Origin of the sequence: Eggerthella sp. BIOML-A1 (assembly GCF_009875595.1) — a bacterium.
Lineage (GTDB): Bacteria > Actinomycetota > Coriobacteriia > Coriobacteriales > Eggerthellaceae > Eggerthella > Eggerthella lenta.
In genome coordinates this window covers 217,181-239,804 of sequence record NZ_WWRZ01000006.1, presented here as the reverse complement: position 1 = coordinate 239,804, position 22,624 = coordinate 217,181, and the positions used below count along the sequence as shown (strand labels likewise).

Sequence of the window (22,624 nt, the reverse complement as noted above, 5' to 3'; positions counted from 1 at the left end):
CGCCCTTAGCCTCCTTCGCTCCTCCCTCATGCTGTTTTGTTTCGAATCGTTTAAATAAGCGCTTCCGTCGCAGTTCGCTCCCTATAATGAAGGCAGTATGGTCACCCGCACGAATGGAGGTCCGCCAAGATGGGTTACGTCGATAACGTCATCGAGCAGGTCAAGGAAAAGAATCCGAACGAGCCCGAGTTCATCCAGGCCGTCACGGAGGTGCTCTCGTCCCTCAAGCCGGTCATCGAGTCCGATCCCGCCTACGAGAAGGCGGGGCTCCTCGAGCGCCTCGTGGAGCCGGAGCGCGTCGTCATGTTCCGCGTGCCCTGGGTCGACGACGCGGGCAACGTGCACGTCAACCGCGGCTACCGCGTGCAGTTCAACAGCTGCCTCGGGCCCTACAAGGGCGGCCTGCGCCTCCACCCGTCGGTGAACCTCGGCATCATCAAGTTCCTCGGCTTCGAGCAGATCTTCAAGAACAGCCTGACCACGCTGCCCATGGGCGGCGGCAAGGGCGGCTGCGACTTCGATCCCAAGGGCAAGTCCGACATGGAGATCATGCGCTTCTGCCAGAGCTTCATGACCGAGCTGTTCCGCCACATCGGCGCCGACACCGACGTGCCGGCCGGCGACATCGGCACGGGCGCCCGCGAGGTAGGCTTCATGTTCGGCCAGTACAAGCGCATCAAGAACGTGTGGGAGGGCGTGCTCACCGGCAAGGGCCTGTCCTACGGCGGGTCGCTCGCGCGCACGCAGGCCACCGGCTACGGCCTGGTCTACTTCGTACAGGAGTACCTGAACTGCCACGACGACTCCTTCGAGGGCAAGACGGTGGCCGTGTCCGGCTCGGGCAACGTCGCCATCTACGCCACCGAGAAGGCGCAGCAGCTCGGCGCGAAGGTGGTCACCCTCTCCGACTCCACCGGCTGGATCCACGACCCGGCGGGCATCGACCTCGACCTCGTGAAGCAGATCAAGGAAGTGGAGCGCGCCCGCATCTCCGAGTATGCCGAGCGCAAGGAGGGCGTCGAGTACCATGAGGGCCGCGGCGTGTGGAGCGTGCCCGTGGACATCGCCCTGCCCTGCGCCACGCAGAACGAGCTCTTGATCGACGACGCCGAGCAACTCGCGGCCAACGGCTGCAAGATCGTCGCCGAGGGCGCCAACATGCCCACGACGATGGACGCCACCGACTACCTCATGGACAACGGCGTGGTGTTCTGCCCGGGCAAGGCGGCGAACGCCGGCGGCGTGGCCACCTCCGGCCTCGAGATGTCGCAGAACTCCGAGCGCCTGTCCTGGACGTTCGAGGAAGTGGACGGCAAGCTGCAGGAGATCATGAAGAACATCTACCATGCGGCCGACGACGCGGCAAAGGAGTACGGCCACGAGGGCAACTACGTCATGGGCGCCAACATCGCCGGCTTCAAGAAGCTCGCCGACGCCATGATGGCCCAGGGCATCGTGTAGGCGGCGCAGCCTTCACCTCGCGCAACGAACGGCCCCGTCTTCGGGGCCGTTCGCTTTCCCGAAGGGAGCAAGGCTAACGGTCGGGGCGGTCGCGTTCCAGCAGCGACACCGTGCGCTCCACAAGCGCCCCGGGGTCGCTGCCGTCCTCGGGAAAGCGCACCGCGGCCGAGCGCGCCATGCAGAACGCCTTCTTGCCGTCGATGCGCACCTTCCACAGCAGCGCCAGCTCGAGCGCGCGCATGAGGTCGCCGAGCGCGCGCCTGACCATGTAGCCCTCGACCACGATCACGAAGCTCGCTCCGCTGATCCGCGCCGCCTCGTACGCGCCCTCCATCACGGCATCGATGCCGGCATGCACCCGCTCGAGGTAATCGCGCCGGGCTTCCCAACCCAGCGTGCGGGCGGTAGGCTCGAAATCGTCCACCGTCAGGCAGATGATCGTCCACCGAAGGGGATCCCCCGCCCTTCCCGCGTCGCGTTCGAGCTTGTCGACGAGCGCGCGGTACGTCAGCAGGCCCGTTTCGCGATCGCGCGCAGCCTCTTCGATGCGACGGCGGCGATCCCTGAGCCGCAACGCGATCGCGCCGCCCAGCCCGATCAGCGAGAGCGCGGTCGCGCTTGCCCCTGCGACGATGAACATCGTCCAATCTCGGGGAACCCAGCCTTCCTCGGGCATGATCGACAGCGTCCATTGCGTGGGCATGTTGAACTCGGACTTCGCCGCATGGGAGAAATCGCTTCCTCCTTCGGACGTCGCGATCACGTTTTTGCTGCCGTCTTGCGGGCTGACCGCCCACAGCTCGTAACGGTACCCGTATCCCTCAAGCGACGAGAGGTCCAGCTGCTCGATAACGTACGGCTCGCTCACCCCCACCGCGACCTCGCCGACGAAAGCGCCGTCGACGTTCACCGGTTTGATGAACAGGAACGCGCTTTCGCCGCTGTCGAGGCTCACCGGGCCCTCGACGACGAAATCGTCCGTGACCTTCGCCAAAGTGTACACGTAGGGAAACGCGGACAGGTCCTTCCCCACCGTGCCGCCGAACGTGTCTTCGGGAAATGCGTACGCCATCGTCTCGTCCTGCACGTACGCGACGTAGGCGACCCCCTCGCGCCCGATCGCCTCTTCGGCCAGCGCGGGGAACCCCGCGGCATCTCCGGAACTCGCCGTGAGAACCGCAACCAGGTCGTCCACCTGGCTCACCTCGCCGTGAAGCTTCGAGACCATGGCCTCTTGAAAGCACCTGAGCAGGTCCTCGGCCTCGCGGTGGCGGATCGCGCCCACCTCGCCGTAGACGAACGAGCCGAGCGACGCCATCAGCGCGCAGACGGCGAGGACGTAGCCGACGAACCCGATCGCGCCCCGTACCTTACGTCGCTTCACTGACGCTCCCGTCGCCGAACACGCTGAACCTTCCTTTGCCTTGATGCTTGGCACGGTACAGGGCCTGGTCTGCCTGCTCCGTCAGCTCGTCGATGCCGATCGCGCCGTCCCATACCGCCGCGCCCACGCTGCAGTGCAGCTTGAACGCCTCGTCGCCGAACTGCAGGTCCAAGCTGAGATCGGCCACCATGCCGGCAAGGACGTCGAGCAACTCGTCCTCGTCGTCAAGATCGGTCATGAGCAGCACGAACTCGTCGCCGCCGTAACGGCCTACCAGCCCGTCGTAGCGCCGTTCGTACGTGCGCAGCACGTACCCGACGTTTTTCAGGGCGGCGTCCCCGGCGGCGTGGCCGTAAGCGTCGTTGACGTGCTTGAAATCGTCGAGGTCCACGAAGCACAATGCGTACAGGGAGCCGCCGTGCGCATCCTCGAGAAGGTTCTCGAGCCTGCTCGAGAACACCGACCGGGTGACGACGCCGGTCAAGCCGTCGGAAAGCCCCGACGACGTGAGCTCGAGGATGTCGGTCACGTCGGCGTCGCCGCGATGGCGCTCGTCGAACATGGTCTTCTGCAGATCCTCGACCGACTGCTCCAGCATGCGGGCATTTTCCGTCTGCCGCGCGAAATCGGCCCGCAGCAGCATGAAGGCGCCTGCGATGAGCGCGAGCACGATGGCGACGAACGGGGCGAGCGCGCGCATGATCTTCGCGTACGCGGCCCAAAAGCTCGTGACGCACACCGCGTCCCAGCTGGTGTTCGCTATCGGCTCCACCGCATAATAACGCAGGTCGAGCCCGTCGACCGTCCAGAAGCTCACCGGATTGAGGGACAGCAGCTCTTCCTCGATCGCATCGGCCGTCATGCCGAAGGCGATGTGGCTGCGGATCGGGTCGAGGAAGCGATCGTCGTACGCGAAGCCCGACGAGCTCGACATGACCTGGCCGCGGCTGCCGACGAGCACCGACGACACGTCCTCGCTGGACGCGCTCCGCTCGAGCACGTCGACCATGTCGTCGAAGTACAGCGAGACGAACAGCGAACCCGTCATCTTGTCGCCGTCGAACAGGGGCACGAGCACGGTGTAGTTGAGCGTCACGCCGTCGGCTCCGGCCGCGAAGCTGTCGGTGACGAGACGGGTTCCCGTGGAGTACAGCTTCTGCATGAAATCGCGGCTGGCGAGGCTGGCCGGGCCGGAGGCGTCCCATACGTTGATATCCTCGTCCACGAAGCACAGCAGAAAGTACCCGTAGCGCTCGTTGATCTGGTCGAGGATCGCCACCTTGTCCATGACGGGGACGGAAGCGTCGTAAAACTCAGGACGGTCGGCCAGCGTTTCGAGCAGCTTGAACGACTCCTCGATGCCCGATTCTATCTGGGGCTTGGCGGCGGCGACGGACACATCGGCCTCGTCCTGCATGTCCAGAACCGCGAACACCGCCCCCGTCACGCACACGACCAGCAAAAACGCCGCTGCAAGCGCGAAGCCGCACCCGGCCATGCGCCGGAACGTGAACTGCGATACCCTGCCGGGTCGTGCTGCGATCTGTGCCAATACGTAATCCCTCTCATATGCCTGGAAGCTAGAGTATACCACCCCCCCCCCGCCGATACCGTCTCGAATAGGTTTCCTTTCGATCCGGCCTTCGATCCGGCCGTTTCCGGGATCTCCGGGATCGCGAGGCTTCTCCGCACGACCGCCCCCATCCGTCGGGGCCCGAACGCACGGAGGCCCCGGCGATCGCCGGGGCCTCCGATGGTGATGCGCGGCGGATTCCGCAGCGCTTAGAACAGACCTTGGATCATGACGAACAGCGGGGCGAACGTCAACGACACGATGGTCATGAGGTTGATGAGGATGTTCATGGACGGGCCGGAGGTGTCCTTGAACGGGTCGCCCACGGTGTCGCCCACGACGGCGGCCTTGTGGGCTTCGGAGCCCTTGCCGCCATGATGGCCCTGCTCGATGTACTTCTTGGCGTTGTCCCACGCACCGCCGGCGTTGGACATGAAGATGGCCATGAGCATGCCGGTGGCCACGGCGCCGGCCAAGAAGCCGCCCAGCATGGCCGGGTTGAAGCAGCCGATGAGCACCGGAACCACGATGGCAAGGCAGCCCGGGAGCATCATCTCGCGCAGCGCGGACGAGGTGGAGATGGCCACGCACTTGTCGTACTCGGGCTCGGCCTCGTAGGTCATGATGCCCTTGATCTCGCGGAACTGGCGACGCACTTCCTCGACCATGGCATGGGCCGCACGCGACACGGCGCCCATGGTGAGGGCCGCGAACATGAACGGCATCATGGCGCCAAGGAAGATGCCGGCCACGATGAGCGGGTCGGTCAGCGTCAGCGAGAAATCGGAGATGGAGTGGTGCATCGTGGCCTGGTAGGACACGAACAGCGAGATGGCGGACAGGCCCGCGGACGCGATGGCGAAGCCCTTCGCGATGGCCGCGGTGGTGTTGCCCACGGCGTCGAGCGCGTCGGTGCGATCGCGCACTTCCTCGGGAAGGCCGGCCATCTCGGCGATGCCGCCCGCGTTGTCGGCGACGGGGCCGTACGCGTCGACGCCGATGGTGATGGCGGTGTTGGACAGCATGCCCGTGGCGGCCAGGCCCACGCCGAACAGGCCGACGGCGATGCCGCCTTCGGCCGAAGCCAGCGGGAAGGCCATGTTGCCGAACGTGAAGGCGCCGATGATGGCCAAGGCGACCAGCACGATGGGGGCGATGGTGGACAGCATGCCCGTGCCGAGGCCCTCGATGATGACCGTGGCGGCGCCGGTGTCGGCCGCGTCGGCGATCTTATGCACGGGCTTGTACTTGTCGGAGCAGAAGTACTCGGTGATCTTGCCGATGGCAAGGCCGGCGATCAGGCCGCACAGCACCGAGCCGAACAGCCACAGCGGCTGGGCCTCGACCGACTGGGAGTTCCAGATGGCGAACAGGCAGAAGATCACGACGATCTCGATGCCGGCGGCCACGTAGGTGCCGCGGTTGAGCGCCTTGTGCAGCGCCGCGCCCTCTTTGGTGCGCACGGCGAACAGGCCGATGATGGACGTGATGATGCCGCAGCCCGCGATGAGGAGCGGCGTCACGAGAGCCCACACGAGGTCGCCCGTGGCGAAGTAGCCGCCCAGCGCGCCGAACGTGGCGGCCAAGATGGTGGGGGCCAGGATGGCGCCCGTGTAGGACTCGAAGAGGTCGGCGCCCATGCCGGCGACGTCGCCCACGTTGTCGCCCACGTTGTCGGCGATGGTCGCCGGGTTGCGGGGGTCGTCCTCGGGAATGCCCGCTTCAACCTTGCCCACGAGGTCGGCGCCCACGTCGGCCGCCTTCGTGTAGATGCCGCCGCCCACACGGGCGAACAGCGCGACAGCGGAAGCGCCGGTGGCGAAGCCCTCGACCATGCCGATGTTCGTGTGCATCTGCGCCACTTCGACGATGTTGATGCCGAACACGAGCAGAAGCAGCCACAGCGAAAGGCCCAGCAAGGCGAAGGACGCCACGCACAGGCCCATCGTCAGGCCGGACTTGAAGCTGATGTTGAGGGCCTTGGCCACCGATTCCTCGGCGGCGTGGGCCGTGCGCGTGTTCGCGCGCGTCGCCACATGCATGCCGACGTAGCCGGCGGCGGCGGACATGACGCCGCCCGTGACGAAGGCCAGCGCCGTGATCGGCGACAGCGCGAGCGCCATCACGACGGCGACGATCACCATGAAGATGACGAGCAGCTTGTACTCGCTCATGAGGAACGCCTTGGCGCCCTGCTGGATCTTCAGGGAGATGTTGTTCATCTTGTCCGGACCCGGATCCTGCTTCAGGACCCACGATCCGAGGTAGGCAGCCATGCAGATGCCGATGAGGGCACACACGGGAGCCATCCATGCGACTGCAGTAGTCACGTGTCTCCTCCTTGTTCGAACCGATACGACATGCGACCTTTTCGCCGGGCATTCGGGCGAGAAAGTCGCAACTGCCTTATTTTAGGGTATTTGGAGGTAATGTGAACCCGTAATCGAGGTTTTTTGGAGGCGGAAGGCCGCAAGCCCCGCACCAGGGGCGGACGCGCGGCCCCTCGGGATTCCGCGTTCGCATCCGTAAGCGAACCGTTATCCGTTATACTGTGCCTTTTCGAACATGCGACACGTCTGATTCACGCGAGGAGCACCGACATGACGTTCTTCCAGCGCATCACAGCGGCACGGGACGCCGCCTGCGCGCTTGCCGCCTCCCTTGAAGCCGCCCGGGCCCGCGCGCGCTCGTCGGCCGCCTCGCGCGCCGCGCGCCCCCTCGTCATGGCGCTCGCCGTGCCGGTGGGGTTCCTGCTGCTCGAAGCGCCCTACAACGACCGGCTCTCGTCCATGGACCCCTATTTCGTCGCCCTGAACCTGGCGGTGCTCGCGGGGCTGTTCGCCATCGTGTACGCCGTCGGGCAGCGCTCGCGGGCTTCGGCGGCCGTGTTCGCGGCCGCGTGCCTGCTCGCGGGAACGGCGAACCATTTCGTCATCCTGTTCAAGGGGCAGCCCGTGGTGCCAGCCGACCTCTTCGCCCTGTCCACCGCCGCATCGGTGGGAGCAGGCTATTCGTTCTCGCTCGATGCGAGCCTGGCCTTCGCGATCGCCGTGTTCGTTGCGTACTGCGCGGCGCTGGCCTTCGTCCCCCGCGTGCCGCTGTCCCCCCGCAAAGGGCTGGCCAACGCCGCGTGCGCGCTGGCTTTGGTATGCGGTTTCGGCTGGTGGATGAGCGCGGTCGACATCGAGGAGGCCTATGGCTGTTCCGTGGACGTCTGGGGCGTGAAGGAATCGTACGCCGAGCAGGGATCGGCGCTGTGCTTCCTCAAGCGCGTGCAGGATCTGAGCCCGACCCAACCGGAAGGGTACGACGCCGACGGCGTGGCGGCGCTGCTCGGCGGGCTCGCCGACGGCTCGCCCGAGGCTGTCGACGGAGCCGAGGCCCCCACCGTGATAGCCGTCATGAACGAAACGTTCGCGGACCTGTCGCGCTACCCCGGCCTCGCGGGCACCGACGCCCGCCCCGCGCACTACTACGAGATCGCGGAGGAAGCGCTCGAGGCGGGCGACGCGTACGTGTCGGCGCTCGGCGGAGGCACGTGCAACAGCGAGTTCGAGTTCCTCACCGGCTCGACCATGGGCCACCTCGGCGGCGGCGTGTACCCCTACGTGCTGTACGACCTTGACGGCGCCGAGAGCCTCGTGTCGTACTTCGACGCGCTGGGCTACGCGACCCATGCCGTCCACCCGGCCGAGAACACGAACTGGCGCCGCGACCGCGTGTACGACCAGCTGGGCTTCGACGAATTCTCCGACCAGGCCGCGTTCGAGGACGCCGACACGCTGCGCGGGCTCACCACCGACCGCGCGACGTACGACTACGTGCTCGACCTGCTGGAAGCCGACGAGCACCCGCAGTTCGTCTTCGACGTGACGCTGCAGAACCACGGCGGCTACGACGTGGGCGGCCTCGCCGACGAGCTGGCGGTGAGCGTGCCGCTCGACGACGGCAGCACGTCGTCGGAGCTCGACGAGTACGCGAGCGTCATCCGCCAGGCCGACCGCGACCTCGCCTACCTCGTGGACAGGCTGAACGCGCTCGACAGGCCCGTGGTGCTGTGCTTCTTCGGCGACCACCAGCCCGGCTTCAGCGACTGGCTGTTCGAGGCCACCCACGGCGCGACGGCCGACGACCTGGGGCTCGAAGCCGTGCAGGAACGCTACACCGTGCCGTACCTCATCTGGGCGAACGACGCCGCCCGCGCACAGGGCGCGCACGCGTCGGGCAACGGCGGCAGCGAGCGCACGAGCCTCAACTACCTGGGATCGAAGCTGGTGGAAGCCGCGGGCCTGCCCACGACGGGCTACCAGCGCTTCCTGCTGGCCGTGCGCGAGGCGATCCCCGCCATCAACCTCAACGGCTTCTTGACCGCCGACGGGGCCTGGCACGGTTTCGACGACGAGGGCGCCGAGGCCGGCGACGCGCTGGAAGCGCTGCGCGCCTACGCGACGGTGCAGTACGACAACCTGTTCAACAAGGATTCGGTTTGGGCGACTAAGTAGGGAGACGAAGGGACGGGATGAGACAAAGGGACGGGGTAATCGTCTCATTCGCGCGCGAATGAGACGATTACCCCGTCCCTTTGTCTCATCCCTTGCCCTACAGGTTCTCCCGCACCCAGGCGATGTTCCCCTTGACCGTTGCCACCAGCTCGTCCAGGTCGTCGAACTTGCGCATCTCGCGCAGCCAGTGGAGGAACTCCACCTTGACCGGCTTGCCGTAGAGGTCGCCTTCGAAATCGAGGAGGTGCACCTCGCAGGTGGCGGTGGCACGGTCGGCGAACGTGGCGGCCACGCCCACGTTCACGGCCGCCTTGTAGCGCGCGCCGTCAACGTGGGCGTAGGCGGCGTACACGCCGTCGCCGAGGGGGCGCATCTGGTCGGGCACCGTGAGGTTCGCGGTGCGGAAGCCCAGGTCGGCGCCTTCGCCGCGACCCGGCTGCACGATGCCGGTCATGAAGTACGGCCGGCCCAGCAGATGGTTCGCCTCCTCGATGCTCCCGTCGGCCAGAAGCAGGCGGATGCGCGTGGCCGTGATGGGCGCGCCGTCGTCGCTTTGCAGGTCGTGCGCCTGCACGTCCGTGCCCCCCTCGGCCGCCCACGCGTCGAGGTCGCGCACCGTGCCCGAGGCGCGCGCGCCGAACTTGAAGTCGTAGCCCACGTGCAAAAACGCCGGGGGCGTGCCGTCGAAGGTCTGCACGAGGAACTTCTCCGGCGAGGAGGAGGCGAAGTCGTGCGTGAACGGCAGCACCGCGACGGCGTCCACGCCGCTTTCCGCCAGCATGGCCACGCGCTCCTCGTTCGTCATGAGCTTCTTGAGGCGCGCCGGATGGAACACCTCGTCGGGATCGATGTCGAACGTCAGCGCCACGCTCTTGCCGCCGCTCGCGCACGCGGTGGCGCGGGCGCGGTCGAGCAGGAAGCGATGCCCTCGATGCACACCGTCGAACACGCCGAACGCGCACGACGTGCCTTTGAAGAACGCATGGTCGAACGACTCGTCGACTCTAAATATCTCTGCCACGAGACACCCCCGTTTGAAACACGCAGCGCGTCTCGTAGCGAGCGCGCCCCTCATCGAACGCATACAGCGCAACCAGCTTGTTGTCGGTCAGCACGGCCACCAGCTCGCCGTCGCGCGGCGGCTCGCAGCTCTCTCGCACGCCCGCCGTGCAGGCGCACATCTCGAGCGCCGCCGTCGAGCGCCTCCGCTCGAACAGCGGCAGCGCGTCGGCGCTCAGCTGCGCCCCGTTCGCCACCTTCTTCGCCAGGTCGTCCTGAGCGTAGGCGAAGCGCACGCCCAGCAGGCGCACCGGGTCGAGCGCCGCACGGTCCTTGAGCTCGGCCAGGGTTTCCAAGCTCACGCACTCCTCCAGCGTGAGCAGCCCCAGCTCGGTGCGCTCGAGCGCGGCCACGTGCGCCGGGCACCCCAGCGCCACGCCGGCGTCGCGGGCGAGCGCGCGGATGTAGGTGCCCTTCGACACCTCGAACGACACGTCCCACGAAGGAGGCGCCTCGCCGTCGCCTTCGTCGACGCCCAACAACCGCGCATCGTACACCTCGATGTCGCGCGGCGCAAGGTCGATGATGTTGCCGGCGCGCGCCGCTTCGTAGGACTTCTTGCCGTTCACCTTGATGGCAGAGTACGCGGGCGGCATCTGCTTGCGCTTGCCCACGAGGCCCGCGACGAACGCGGCGGCGAACTCGGGGTCGAGCACGCGGCCGGGCACGTCGCCCGTGCGCACCACCTGGCCGGCGGCGTCGTCGGTGTCGGTGGCGGCGCCGAACGCGATGGACACGCGGTAGCGCTTGTCGTGCCCGGTCAGATACGACCCCAGGCGCGTGGCCGGGCCGACGCAGATGGGAAGCACGCCGGTGGCCATCGGGTCGAGCGTGCCCGTGTGCCCCACGCGGCGCTCGCCGAAGATGGACCGGCAGCGGTTCACCACGTCATGCGAGCTCATGCCGGCCGGCTTGTTCACCCCGACGACCAGCGACAGCCCCGAAAGCCCCCGTTTCACGCGCGGCACGCCCCCTCGACGGCGAAGGCGGCCTCGAGCGCTTCCCGGACCTGCCGGCGCGCCTCGTCCATCGGGCAGGGCAGCGTGAACCCGGCTGCGGCGACGTGCCCTCCCCCGCCGAACGTTCGGGCGATGGCGGCCACGTCGGTGCCGTCCTTGGCGCGCAGGCTGCCGCGCACGACGTCGCCCTGCTCGCGCAGCATGCACGCCGCGCGCACGCCCGCCACCGAGCGCAGCGCGTCGATGATGGGCTCGGCATCGGCCTTCACCGCGCCGACGGCCTCGAAGTCGTCGGCGGAAAGCCAGCTCAGCACGAAGGCCCCGTCCGCCCCGAACGCCATGCGCTCGACGGCGACGCCCTCGAGGCGCACGGAGGGAAGCGTTCGGTTCTGGAAGATGGCGCGCGACACGGACGCCGGGTCGGCGCCTGCCTCCACCATCTCGGCGGCGGCGCGCATCGCGGCCGCGTCGGTGTTCTGGTACTGGAAGCGGCCCGTGTCGGTGACGAGGCCCGTGTAGCAGCACAGCGCCACGTCGCCCGCGCGATCCGCCCCCAAGAGGCCCGCGAGCTCCCACACGAGCATCGTGGTGGACGCGACGTCGGGGTCGACGTACACGAGGTCGGACATCGCCTCGTCCACCGCATGGTGGTCGACGGTCACCGCCAGCTCGCAGCCGTCGCGCAGGGCGGCGGCCGCTTCCCCGATGCGCTCGCGGGTGGGCACGTCCACGCCCACGAACACCTGCGCGCGCCCGTCGAAGGACGCCGCCGGCACCAGCTCGGCCGCCCCCGGCAGGAAGGCGAGCCGCTCGTCGATAGGCTCGTCTTTCGCCAAAAGGCAGGTCACGCGCTTGCCGAGGCCTTTCAGCGCCGCGGCCAAGCCGAGCTGCGAGCCCAGGCAATCGCCGTCGGGGCTCACGTGCCCGCAGACGACGAAGTCGTCGTGCGCCTTGAGCGCCTCGGCGATGGAGGCGAGGTCGGTGTTCGTCTGGGGCGTGACCGTCATGGAGTCTCCCTATTCGTCGTCGGAAGCCTGCTCGGCTTCGGCCTCTCGGTCGGCGATGACGTCGGCGTCCGCCGGCACGTCGCTGTCCGTGGGAGCCGTCACCTTGTTGCGTGCCGCGTCGCGCTCGAGGGCCGACGCGATGCGCTCGGCCTCGTCCACGCTCTTGTCCAGCAAAAAGCGCAGCTCGGGCGCGATGCGCCACGACAGCTGCTTCGCCATGAGCGAGCGGATGCGGCCCGAGGCCTTCTGGAAGGCCGCGGCCACGTCCTCGTAGCGGTCGGGCTCGGTGGTGTAGAACACGTTGCACACGCTGCGGTCGTAGCTCACCTCGCAGCCGGTGACGGTGACCAGCTCCAAGCGCGGATCCGATATCTCGAACAGCAGGATGCCCGCGATGATCTCGCGCGCCTGCTCGTTGACCTTGCGATTCGATGAACTCTGTTTCATGATGCGTCTCCTTACCGATAAAGGCGAACCTTGCAGGTGGAACAAAGGGCCTATAGCTAACCGAGTGACTTCGACATCGCCGGTCAGCCCCGAAGCCCAGCATACCGCGAGGGCTTCGCCGATCAAAGCGCGCGCCCTGCATGGTAACCGCAAGGTTGCCGCAGCGAAGCGCCCGGCTGTGCCCACCAAGCGAGTTCCGCACGAGCCGGACAGCCCAGTGGGCTGTCCGAGCGAGCAGGACTGCCGAGCGACTGGGCATTGCCGGGCGCTTCGCGATCCAGGTGGAACCCTTGTTACTCCGTGCGCTCGACTTCCTTCACGGTGTAGCCCTCGATGTGGTCGCCCACCTTGAGGTCCTGGAACTTCTCGATGCCGATGCCGCACTCGTAGCCCTGCTTCACGGACTTCACGTCGTCCTTGAAGCGGCGCAAGGAAGCCATGACGCCCTCGAAGATCACGGTGCCGTCGCGCACGATGCGCACCTTGTCGTCGCGGTGGATCTCGCCGTCGATGATGTAGCAGCCGGCGATCGTGCCCGCCTTCGGCACCTTGAAGGTCTCGCGAACCTCGGCGATGCCGGTGTCCTCCTCCACGATGTCGGGGGAAAGCAGGCCCACGCGCGCGGCGTTGATCTCCTCGATGGCCTGGTAGATGATCCTGTACAGGCGGATGTCCACCTTCTCCTTCTCGGCCTGCTGCTTCGACTTGCCCGTGGGGCGCACGTTGAAGCCGATGATGATGGCGTCGGAGGCGGAGGCCAGCGTGACGTCGGTCTCGGTGATGCCGCCGACCGCGGAGTGCACGATGTTGATGCGCACCTCGGACTGGTCCATCTTCTCGAACGCGTCGCGCAGCGCCTCGATGGAGCCCTGCACGTCGGCCTTCACGATGAGGTTCAGGTCGGTCTGCTTGCCCTCCTCGATGCGGTTGAACAGGTCGTCCAGGCTCATGTGGCTCTTGGACTCCTGCTCGGCCAAACGGGCGCGCAGCGCACGCTCCTCGGCCAGCTTGCGGGCGTCGCGCTCGTCCTCGAACACGCGGAACTCGTCGCCGGCGACGGGCACGCTGTTGAGGCCCAGGATCTCCACCGGGTCTGCGGGCAGCGCCGCGTCGACGTGCTTGCCGCGCGGGTCCACGAGGGCGCGCACGCGGCCGTAGGACGGGCCCGCCACCACGACGTCGCCCGGATGGAGCGTGCCGCGCTGCACGAGGACGGTGGCCACGGGGCCGCGGCCCTTGTCGAGGTTCGCCTCGATGACGAAGCCGGAGGCCTCGGCGTCGGGGTTCGCCTTGAGCTCGAGCACGTCGGCCTGCAGGATGATGGTCTCCAGCACGTCGTCGATGTGCAGGCGCTGCTTGGCCGACACCTCCACGAACATGTTGGTGCCGCCCCACTCCTCGGGGATGACGCCGTACTCGACGAGCTCCTGGCGCACGCGGTCGGGGTTCGCGCCCGGCTTGTCGATCTTGTTGACGGCCACCACGATGGGCACCTCGGCCGCCTTCGCGTGGTTGATGGCCTCGACGGTCTGCGGCATGACGCCGTCGTCGGCGGCCACCACGAGCACGATGACGTCGGTGACCTGGGCGCCGCGGGCGCGCATGGCCGTGAACGCCTCGTGGCCCGGCGTGTCGATGAACGTGATCTGCTTGCCGTCGATCTCCACGACCGACGCGCCGATGTGCTGGGTGATGCCGCCGGCCTCGCTGGCCACGACGCCCGTGTCGCGGATGGCGTCCAGAAGCGACGTCTTGCCGTGGTCGACGTGGCCCATGACGGTGACCACGGGCGGACGGGACTTGAGGTCCTCTTCCCGGTCGTGGTAGACCACCGCGTACTCCTCCTCCGGCGACACGACGCGCACCTTGCGGCCCAGGTCGTCGGCGATGAGCTCGATCATGTCGTCGGCCATCGACTGCGTGAGCGTCAGCACCTGGCCCAGCATGAACAGGCGCTTGATGATATCGTTGGGCTGCACGCCCAGAAGCTCGGCGAACTTCGCCACCGTGGCGCCCTGGGGGATCTCCACGACGGAGTCGTCCAGCACGAGCGTGGGGTCGAGGCCCTTCTCGATGGCCTCGAGCTCCATGCGCTCGCGGTTCTCGGCCTCGCGCTTCTCCTTGCGCTTCTTGCGGCGGCCTTCGCCCTCGTGGGTGGAGGCGGCGGCGACGGCGGCGCGGGCCTCGGCCAGCACCTTGTCGCGCTGCAGCTTCTCGGCCTGCACGGCCATCTGGGCGTAGCGGTCCTCGGGCTGGGAAGCCTGCTGCTCCAGCTCGGGCACGACCTGCTCGACGTGCCCGCCCTTCTTGCCCTTCTTGGCCGGGCGCTCGGGCCGCGGGCCCTTGCCGGCGGCGCCGCGGGCGGCCGGGGCGGCCTGCTTCTGGGCCTCGATGCGCTGCTTCTCCGCCTCGATCTGCGACAGCAGCGAGTCGAACGCGGGCTTCTTCGCGCCGAGCACCGGCGCGGGCTTCTTGGGCGCGGACGCGGTCGAGGCGCCCTTCGAGCCCTTGGCGTTGCGGTTGCGCAGCGCCTCCTCCACGGCCTGCTTCTTGGCCACTTCGGCGGCCATCTTGGCGGCGCGAGCGCGGGCGCGGGCCTCGGCGGCCTCGCGGGCGACGCGTTCCTTCTCGCTCTCGATCTGGCTCGCCAGGCTCTCGAACGGCGAGGACGCCGGCGCCTTCCTCGGCTTGCCGGAGCCCTCGGCCCCCGCGGCGCGCTCGTCGTCGGAGGCGCCTTCGGCGCGCTGGGCGCGCTCGGCCTCGCGGGCGGCGCGCTCCTGTTCCACGGCCTCGCGGCGGGCGCGCTCCTCCTCGGCCTTCCGACGCTCGGCCTCGGCGCGCTCCTCGGCGAGCTTTCTGGCCTCCTCGTCCTCCAGCTGCCCGGCGCGCTGCTTGATCTCGGGCTCGAGGTTCTTGCGGATCTTGTCGACGTAGGCGTCCGCGAGCATGCTCGCGTGGCTCTTCGCGGGGATCTTCATCTGCTGCAGCTTGTCGAGCAGCTCTTTGCTCGACATATCGAATTCCTTCGCCAACTCATGTACTCGCATGCTGGCCATATACCACTCCTCTACTTCTATCTCGCTTCGCGCGCAGCCGAAGCGACGTCGGCGGCGATCCTGTCGTACTCATCGCTGCCGAGCGTCGCCTTGAGCGCCCGGTCGAGCTTTTTCTTCTTGCATGCGGCGGCGAAGCACTCCTCGGAGCAGACGTACGCCCCCCTGCCCGGCGCACGGCCGGTCTCGTCGAACGACACGGCGCCGGACGGGTCGCGCACGATGCGCAGGAGCTCGGCCTTGCCGGCCAGCTTCCCGCACGTGATGCAGCTGCGCTGCCGCTTCGTCGCCGTCGTCGTCATTCCAGGCCGCCCTCTCTCGTCAACCCGGTCTTACGCCTCGTCGAGGTCGGCGTGCACGCCGCAGTACCGGCTGCCCGGGCGGGCATGGTTGCGGCAGCGGACCGAATCCTCGCCGACGTAGGCGCACAGCCCGGCTTCGTCGTCGCCGGCCTCGTCCTCGTCGATCAGCATGTTGTCCATCGGCGCGAGCGACTCGCCCGTGAAGCTGGCGCTCTTGATGTCGATGTGCCACCCCGTCAGGCGCGCGGCGAGGCGGGCGTTCTGGCCCTCCTTGCCGATGGCCAGCGACAGCTGGTCGTCGGGCACCACGACGGTGGCGTAGTGGTTGTCCTCGTCGATGACGACGCGCGTCACCTTCGCCGGGGACAGCGCGTTGGCCACGTACACCGCCGGGTCCTCGGCCCACTGGATCACGTCGACGCGCTCGTTGCGCAGCTCCTCGACCACCATGCGCACGCGGCTGCCCTTCGGGCCGACGCAGGCGCCCACGGGGTCGAGGTTCGCCTCGCGCGACGCCACGGCGATCTTGGAGCGGGCGCCGGGCTCGCGGGCGATGGACTTGATCTCCACCATGCCGTCGTAGATCTCGGGAACCTCGATCTCGAACAGGCGGCGGATGAGGTCCGGATGCGTGCGCGATACCACGATGGCCGGGCGCGCCTGCTCGCCGCGCATCTTCGGCGCGTCGGAGTTCGGGTCGCGAACCTCGATGATGAGCACCTTGAGGCGCTGGTTGTGGCGGTAGTGCTCGTTGGACGGGCGCTCGTTGCGCTCGTTGGGGTTGCGCTTCACGTCGTAGTGGGGCAGCTCGGCCTCCACGCCGTCGCGGATCTTGATAATGGTGAAGTCGGGCGTGCCCTGCAGCACCGTGCCCGTCACGAGGTCGCCCACGCGATCGGAGAACTCCTCGTAGATGGACTGGCGGCCGGCCTCGCGCACGATGGACGCGATGACGCCCTTGGCGTTCTGGGCGGCGATGCGGCTCACGTCGTCGGGGGTGACGTCGCGCTCCTCGAACTCCTCGTACTCGCCGGTCTCCTCGTCGGGCTCGCCCACGGGCACGAGCTCGTACACGTAGATATGGCCCGACTGGCGGTCGATGGTCACGCGAGCGTCCCACTCGAGGTCGAGGATGCGCTCGTAGCTTTTGGCGAGCGACTGCTCCAAACGCTCGATGAGGTAGAACTCGTCGATCTTGCGCTCATGAGCCAGCGCCTGCAACGCCTCAATCAGTTCTGAACTTGCCACGTCTTCGCTTCCTTTCCTCAGATGCTCGCCTGCGAGCTGAAATCGATCGTGCCTTTGAGATGGGCGCGCTTGACGACGTCCATCGGGATGCGCGCCTCGGCGCCGTCCACGGCGAGCGTGACCGCGTCCGCGTCCGCCCCCACGATGGTGCCGGTCCAGTTGCTGCGGCCGTCCACGGGCTGCGTCTTGAGCACCGCCGTCTCGCCCGCGAACCGTGCGAAGTGCTCCGCGGTGCGCAGCGGCCGGTCGATGCCCGGCGACGACACCTCGAGGGTGTAGGCCCCGGGGAACGGGTCGAGCTCGTCCATGATGTCGTTGATCCACGCTTGCGCGGAGGACAGCTCGTCGAAGCTCACGCCGTCGGGCGTGTCTATGTACACGCGAATCGTCGGGGCCTTCTTCGCGCCCGCGACCTCGACCGTGACGACCTCGACGCCCTCCTGCTCCGCCCGGGGAGCCAACGCGTCGAGCAGCTGTTGTTCCTTCTTGCCGAGCACGCGCATCCTCCTTCCCGTTTGGTCGCGGCCGGGCGTTCGCGCCGGCCGTCGTGCTTCGCCGCCCCATGCTCGCCCGCCGCGCTTGGCGGCGAGCCCTTACAAACAAAGAAAGCGGGAACAAGCCCACTTTCTCGAGTGTCGAAAGTATGGTGCGCGAAAAACGCGCTTGCTTCTTTGTCGTGCCCTGCATTTATACCATATCGGCAACGTTTTGACTAGCGCGCCTATCGGGCAGAACGCAAGTTCACCATATTTTGGCGCAAGCGGGGCGACGGGCAGCGCGAAGGCGAGACGAAGGGACGGGGCAATCGTCTCGTCCCTTCGTCTCACGTCGAGAAGCGCACTGTCGGTCGAAAGCCTCGGAAATCGGCTCGAAAGCGAGGCTTTCGACCGACAATGCGCTTCTCAGAGGGCTCAACCGTCCAAGGGCAGGACGATGCGGACGACGGCGGTGCCGTCCTCGACGTCGGCGAGCAGGGCGCCGTGGCGGCGCTCGACGATCTGGCGCACGGTCGGCAGCCCGAGGCCGTGGCTGCGCGCGTCGGCCTTGCTCGTCGGGCCGAACGCCGCCCCCGGGGCGGCCGAGTTCTCGCAGCGGACGGCCAGGCGGCCCGCCTGCTCGCGCATGGAGAACGCCAGCTCGGGCGCGTCCGTCCCGGCGTCGCGGGCGCGCTCGCACGCCTCCACGGCGTTCGACAGCACGTTGGACAGCAGCACGACGAGCTCGGTGCTCTTCATGCCGAGCTCGGGCGGCACCCCAACGTCCCAACTCACCCGCACGCCGGCGGCCTGCGCCGGCGACAGGTAGGCCGCCATGACGGCGTTGACCACGAGGTTGTCGGCGTACCGCAGCGGCGCCTCGGACCGCTGCCGCTCTCCCAGCTCGTCGAGGTAGGAGCGGCACCGCTCCCACTCCCCCGCGTCGGCGAGCTGACGCAGCGCGCCCACATGGTGGCGCAGGTCGTGGCGCGCGGCGCGCGTGGCCTCCTCGCCGCTGCGCAGGTGCTTGAGGCTGGTCTCGGCCGCGCGCACCTGCACCTCGAGGTCGCGCACCTGCTCGCCCGCAGCGCGCAGGCGGCGCACGCGCTCCACGAGCATCCAGGCGAAGACGCCGACGAGCAGCAGCCCCGCGTACTCGCTCTGCCACAGGCCGTACAGCGGCTCGTAGGCGTTGTTGTCGAGCAGGTTCGCCACGAGCGCGGCGCCCAGCACCGCGCAGCCGTACCCCACGAAGCGCGCCTCGGCGCTGCGGTTGAGCGCGCCGGCCACCGCGCATCCCACGAACAAGCCCCAGCATCCGACGCGCGATACCGTTTGGAACAGGCCGTACGCCTCGATGGACTCCGGCAACGCGGGGATGGCGAGCACCCAGGCGAACGTGAGGGCCGGCAGCGCCCACAGCGCCCGGGCGCCCCAACGCGCGGCCGGGCGCCTCGCCTGCGTCCAGGGCAGCCCCGCAACGCGCGCGGCGAGCGCCACAGCGGCCACGAGCACGCACGACCAGGCGGCGTCCTCCACGGCGTGCAACCACGCGCCCGAGATTCCCGCGCGCCACGCCAGCCCGTGCGCGCCCGCCACGGCGAAGGCGACGCACAGCACGCCGAAGTCGCGCACGAGCGCGTCGCCGTCGCGCCTGCGGCGCACGGCCAGCGCGAACAGCGCCGCGGCGAGCGGGGCCAGCACGAGCACGCACGCGGACAGCGCGTTCGCGAACTGGATGTTCGCAATCTCCTGCGCCGTGCCCAGCACGGGCGGGTAGTACAGCCCGCTGTAGTAGCTCGCGTCGTTGGCCACCTCGAATCGCAGGCGCGTGTCGCCGCCCACTATGACGCCCACGTCCGCGGCGCCCCCGCTCGACGCGGCGAGGACGCCGTCCACGTACAGCGCGTAGTCGCCGTACACCTCGGGGACGAGCAGTACGAGCGCGCGCTCGCCCTGCTCGCCGACGTAGCGCAGGGTGAGCTCGTAGGAGGCGCTGCCGAACGGCGACGTGCCGCCCGGCGCGTACGAGAAATTCGAGTATTGGCCGATGAACGTCTCGGTCTGCGGCCCGCCGTCCACGCAGAGCAGCCACCCGTCCACGAGCGGGACTGCGCGCGCGAGGTCGGCGTCGTCGATCTCGACGATGCCGGCCGAACCGTACGGGGGCGGCGCGATGTATTTGTTATCATGGTAGTACGTCAACGCGAACAGGCATCCCGCCAGCAGGAAGATCGCCGCCGCAGGAGCTGCCGCGCGACATAGCGCACGAACCGGCATACGCCACCTTCCGCAACGACAAGGAGCCTCCGTGCAGCATGGTACCAGAAAACGCGCGCTCGCATGCGCGCTCGGCCTCGCGCTCGCAGCCGCCCTCCTGCCGTGCGGCGCCGCGAGCGCGCTGGGCGCGGGCGGCTCCGTCGGGGGCGGAAGCGTCGGGGGCGGCGCCGTCGACCGCGTCGACGAGCCGTTCGGGCAGATCGTCCGCATCATCCCCGATGTGGGGATGAGCGCGCTGCTGTTCCTGCCCGCGCTGCCGGTGGACCCGTGCCGTCGCGACGAGGGGACCGGGCATCCCGCCCTGCAGGTCCTCTACGTCGACCGCGCGTACGCGGACGCCCCCGGCGAATGGGAGCGCTGGGGCACGTTCGAATGGGACGAGGGCTGGCAGGAGTACGCCTCGGGCATCGACAGCATCCAGCCGGTCTACGACGACGACTTCCAGAACCCGACCATCCTGTACTGCACGGTCAGCTACTCGTCGGACACCGTCGACTACCGCGACTTCTACCTGCGCGCGACCGCGGTGACGCTCGAGAACGGAGCGCTGAGGACCACCGAGTACGAACCGGCGCTCATCGAGTACGCAAAGGAATGGCTTCCCGATCCTCCACCGGATCCCGATTCCCCCGAAGCGCCCGACGAGCCGGACCGGGAGCCCCCGAACGTCGTGAACCCGCCTGCGGTCGACGCCGGCGACGGCGGCGGCAACCGCGGCGGCGTGGGGCAAGGGGAAAGCGCGCGCGTCGACCCCGAAAGCTCTCCGGCGGACCTCGCGCCCGCGACCGAGAAGGCCGTCGCGTCCCCGCAGGGCGGCGGCGCGACCGAGGACGGCGAAGCCCCCGGAAGCGAGTCCGGCGAGGGCGACGACCCGGACGCCGGGGGAAGCCCGGACGCCGGGGACGGCCAGGCCGAGCCTTCCGCCGAACGCGAGGACGCTGCGGCGACGAGCGCGCACGACGGCGCGGATCCGTCCGCCGCGCCCGCAAGCGCGCCCGCCGCAGGCGAACCCCCCGACGAGGGACGCATCCCCGGCTTCGTGTGGGCCGTCGGGGCCACCGCCGGAACCGTCGCCGTCGCCGGAGGAGCCCACGCCGTGCTGCGGGCGCGCCCGAGACGCCCGCGCAAACCGCGCCCCTGAACGCGCGCCGACGCGCCTACTTCCCCGCGCGCACCAACTCCTCGGCCATCTCGCGCAGCTTGAACTTCTGCACCTTCATGGACGGGGTCATGGGGAAATCGTCCACGAAGAACACGCGCTTGGGCACCTTGTAGCGCGCGATGCGCGGGATGGCGAAGGCGCGCACGTCGTCCTCGGTCATGCCCTCGTGTCCGGGGCGCACGCGGACGAACGCGCCCACGATCTCGCCGAGCTTCTCGTCGGGGATGCCCACCACCTGGGCGTCCAGCACGCCGGGCATGGTGAGCAGGAAGTTCTCCACCTCAAGCGGGTAGACGTTCTCGCCGCCGCGGATGATCATGTCCTTGATGCGCCCGGTGACGCGGTAGTAGCCGTCCTCGTCGACCGTTCCGAGGTCCCCGGAGTGCAGGTAGCCGTCAGCGTCGATGGCCTCGGCCGTGGCCTCGGGCATCTTGTAGTAGCCCTTCATCACGTTGTAGCCCTTGCAGCAGAGCTCGCCCGGCTCCCCCGGCGCGCAGACGTGCCCGTCGGCGGGATCGATGACGCGCACGTCGACCGGCGGATGCTTGCGCCCCACCGTCTCGCACTTGTGCTCGAGGTCGTCGTCGGCGCTGGTCTGCGTGAACACGGGGCTCGTCTCGGTGAGGCCGTAGCAGATGGTGATCTCCGTGAGGTTCATCTTGTCCATGGCCTCGCGCATCGTCTCGGGCGGGCAGGGGCTTCCGGCCATGATGCCCGTGCGCAGGCTGGACAGGTCGAACGTGTCGAAGTCGGGATGGTTGAGCTCGGCGATGAACATGGTGGGCACGCCGTAGACGCTGGTGGCGCGCTCCTTGTGGATGGCCTGCAGCACGAGACCCGCGTCGAACTCCTCCACGATGATCATGGTGGAGCGGTGCGTGAGGTTCGCCATGACGCCCAGCACGCAGCCGAAGCAGTGGAAGAACGGCACCGGCAGCGTCACGCGGTCGTCCGGGCCCAGCTTCTGCCCCTCGCCGATGTAGAAGCCGTTGTTGAGGATGTTGCGGTGCGTGAGCATGACGCCCTTCGGGAAGCCCGTCGTGCCGGACGTGTACTGCATCATCACCACGTCGTTGTTGTCGAAATGGGTTTCCGCTTCCGCGAGCGCGTCGTCGGGCACGTGCTGGCCCAGCAGCACGAGCTCGGGCACGCTGTAGCAGCCGCGGTGCTTCTCGGGGCCCATGTAGATGATGTTCTTGAGGAACGGGTAGTTCTCCGACTCGAGGTAGCCGCGCTGCTGGGCGAGCGTCTCGGGCACGAGCTCGCGGATGATCTCGAGGTAGTCCACGTCGCGGTAGGCGTCGATGACGCAGAGCGCCTTCATGTCCGACTGCTTCAGCACGTAGTCCAGCTCGTGGCTCTTGTACACGGGGTTCACCGTCACCATGACCACGCCGATCTTGGCCGTGGCGTACATGAACGTCAGCCAGTCGGGGATGTTGCGCGCCCACACGCCCAGGTGGTCGCCCGGGCGCATGCCGATGGCCAGCAGGCCGCGCGCCAGGTTGTCGGTGCGCTCGTCGAAGTCCCGGTACGTCCAGCGCAGGTCGCGGTCGGGGTACACGACGAACTCGTGGTCGGGATCGATCGCCGCCTGCTCGCGGAAGTAGGAGCCGATGGTCTTCTCGGAATGCAGCGGGTAGTCGGCGTCCCCTGGGACGGGGGCGCCCGAAGCGGCCCCGTTCTTCTCGTCGGTCATCATGTCCGCCCT

The 22,624-nt window shown here is 68.4% G+C and carries 16 protein-coding genes; 3 read left to right on the top strand and 13 right to left on the bottom strand.

The genetic code is table 11. The features are described 5' to 3' along the window. Nucleotides 1-129: 129 nt before the first annotated feature. On the top strand, nucleotides 130-1,461 hold the full coding sequence (gene gdhA / locus GT590_RS08980) for an NADP-specific glutamate dehydrogenase (RefSeq protein ID WP_161171033.1): 1,332 nt from the start codon (nucleotides 130-132) through the stop codon (nucleotides 1,459-1,461). Between the two features lie 73 nt (nucleotides 1,462-1,534). Here gdhA and GT590_RS08975 read toward each other — a convergent pair whose 3' ends face one another. From GT590_RS08975 to GT590_RS08965, 3 genes are all read right to left on the bottom strand, one after another. Further along, entirely contained in the window at nucleotides 1,535-2,845 is a 1,311-nt protein-coding gene (locus tag GT590_RS08975) for a GGDEF domain-containing protein (protein WP_161171032.1), read from the bottom strand. After that, the gene (locus GT590_RS08970) at nucleotides 2,832-4,397 is read right to left on the bottom strand and encodes a diguanylate cyclase (RefSeq protein ID WP_240129837.1); all 1,566 of its coding nucleotides are present in this window, start codon (nucleotides 4,395-4,397) and stop codon (nucleotides 2,832-2,834) included. Before GT590_RS08970 ends, GT590_RS08975 begins: the two co-directional genes overlap by 14 nt. Before the next feature lie 230 nt (nucleotides 4,398-4,627). Next, a complete protein-coding gene (locus tag GT590_RS08965; RefSeq protein WP_192925335.1) occupies nucleotides 4,628-6,727 on the bottom strand; it encodes a sodium-translocating pyrophosphatase in 2,100 nt (699 codons plus the stop codon). Nucleotides 6,728-7,018: 291 nt separating this feature from the next. On the opposite strand from GT590_RS08965, the gene GT590_RS08960 reads away from it, so the two are divergent. Further along, nucleotides 7,019-8,920: an LTA synthase family protein gene (locus tag GT590_RS08960; RefSeq protein WP_161171030.1), complete on the top strand. Its 1,902-nt coding sequence runs from the start codon at nucleotides 7,019-7,021 to the stop codon at nucleotides 8,918-8,920. Between the two features lie 97 nt (nucleotides 8,921-9,017). Here the strand turns inward: GT590_RS08960 and ribF are convergent, their stop codons facing one another. The 9 genes from ribF to GT590_RS08910 form a co-directional block, all read right to left on the bottom strand. After that, nucleotides 9,018-9,941, bottom strand: a complete 924-nt coding sequence (ribF, locus tag GT590_RS08955) for a riboflavin biosynthesis protein RibF (RefSeq protein WP_161171029.1) — start codon at nucleotides 9,939-9,941, stop codon at nucleotides 9,018-9,020. Then, on the bottom strand, nucleotides 9,925-10,938 hold the full coding sequence (truB, locus tag GT590_RS08950) for a tRNA pseudouridine(55) synthase TruB (protein WP_368854014.1): 1,014 nt from the start codon (nucleotides 10,936-10,938) through the stop codon (nucleotides 9,925-9,927). The genes ribF and truB overlap by 17 nt, the downstream gene beginning before the upstream one ends. Further along, the gene (locus GT590_RS08945) at nucleotides 10,935-11,945 is read right to left on the bottom strand and encodes a bifunctional oligoribonuclease/PAP phosphatase NrnA (protein WP_161171027.1); all 1,011 of its coding nucleotides are present in this window, start codon (nucleotides 11,943-11,945) and stop codon (nucleotides 10,935-10,937) included. Before GT590_RS08945 ends, truB begins: the two co-directional genes overlap by 4 nt. Before the next feature lie 9 nt (nucleotides 11,946-11,954). Continuing rightward, complete coding sequence (gene rbfA, locus GT590_RS08940) at nucleotides 11,955-12,392, bottom strand: 30S ribosome-binding factor RbfA (protein ID WP_161171026.1); 438 nt, start codon at nucleotides 12,390-12,392, stop codon at nucleotides 11,955-11,957. A gap of 293 nt (nucleotides 12,393-12,685) precedes the next feature. Continuing rightward, entirely contained in the window at nucleotides 12,686-15,448 is a 2,763-nt protein-coding gene (gene infB / locus GT590_RS08930) for a translation initiation factor IF-2 (RefSeq protein WP_161171025.1), read from the bottom strand. 17 nt (nucleotides 15,449-15,465) lie between these two features. Beyond that, entirely contained in the window at nucleotides 15,466-15,747 is a 282-nt protein-coding gene (gene rnpM, locus GT590_RS08925; protein ID WP_161171024.1) for an RNase P modulator RnpM, read from the bottom strand. 30 nt (nucleotides 15,748-15,777) lie between these two features. Continuing rightward, entirely contained in the window at nucleotides 15,778-16,995 is a 1,218-nt protein-coding gene (gene nusA, locus GT590_RS08920) for a transcription termination factor NusA (protein WP_161171023.1), read from the bottom strand. A gap of 17 nt (nucleotides 16,996-17,012) precedes the next feature. Beyond that, entirely contained in the window at nucleotides 17,013-17,492 is a 480-nt protein-coding gene (gene rimP / locus GT590_RS08915; RefSeq protein ID WP_161171022.1) for a ribosome maturation factor RimP, read from the bottom strand. A gap of 414 nt (nucleotides 17,493-17,906) precedes the next feature. Then, nucleotides 17,907-19,751: a sensor histidine kinase gene (locus tag GT590_RS08910; protein ID WP_161171021.1), complete on the bottom strand. Its 1,845-nt coding sequence runs from the start codon at nucleotides 19,749-19,751 to the stop codon at nucleotides 17,907-17,909. 31 nt (nucleotides 19,752-19,782) lie between these two features. Between GT590_RS08910 and GT590_RS08905 the strand changes: the two genes are divergently transcribed. Beyond that, complete coding sequence (locus GT590_RS08905) at nucleotides 19,783-20,892, top strand: hypothetical protein (RefSeq protein WP_161171020.1); 1,110 nt, start codon at nucleotides 19,783-19,785, stop codon at nucleotides 20,890-20,892. A 16-nt stretch (nucleotides 20,893-20,908) separates the two neighbouring features. On the opposite strand, the gene GT590_RS08900 is transcribed toward GT590_RS08905, so the two are convergent. Continuing rightward, nucleotides 20,909-22,615, bottom strand: a complete 1,707-nt coding sequence (locus tag GT590_RS08900) for an AMP-binding protein (RefSeq protein ID WP_240129913.1) — start codon at nucleotides 22,613-22,615, stop codon at nucleotides 20,909-20,911. Nucleotides 22,616-22,624 lie beyond the last annotated feature (9 nt).

Coding starts and splice junctions, on each gene's coding strand:
- rbfA (WP_161171026.1), bottom strand. CDS start 12,392: ATGAAACAGAGTTCATCGAATCGCAAGGTCAACGAGCAGGCGCGCGAG.
- GT590_RS08900 (WP_240129913.1), bottom strand. CDS start 22,615: ATGATGACCGACGAGAAGAACGGGGCCGCTTCGGGCGCCCCCGTCCCA.
- GT590_RS08910 (WP_161171021.1), bottom strand. CDS start 19,751: ATGCCGGTTCGTGCGCTATGTCGCGCGGCAGCTCCTGCGGCGGCGATC.
- infB (WP_161171025.1), bottom strand. CDS start 15,448: ATGGCCAGCATGCGAGTACATGAGTTGGCGAAGGAATTCGATATGTCG.
- GT590_RS08945 (WP_161171027.1), bottom strand. CDS start 11,945: ATGACGGTCACGCCCCAGACGAACACCGACCTCGCCTCCATCGCCGAG.
- GT590_RS08965 (WP_192925335.1), bottom strand. CDS start 6,727: ATGGCTCCCGTGTGTGCCCTCATCGGCATCTGCATGGCTGCCTACCTC.
- GT590_RS08960 (WP_161171030.1), top strand. CDS start 7,019: ATGACGTTCTTCCAGCGCATCACAGCGGCACGGGACGCCGCCTGCGCG.
- gdhA (WP_161171033.1), top strand. CDS start 130: ATGGGTTACGTCGATAACGTCATCGAGCAGGTCAAGGAAAAGAATCCG.
- rnpM (WP_161171024.1), bottom strand. CDS start 15,747: ATGACGACGACGGCGACGAAGCGGCAGCGCAGCTGCATCACGTGCGGG.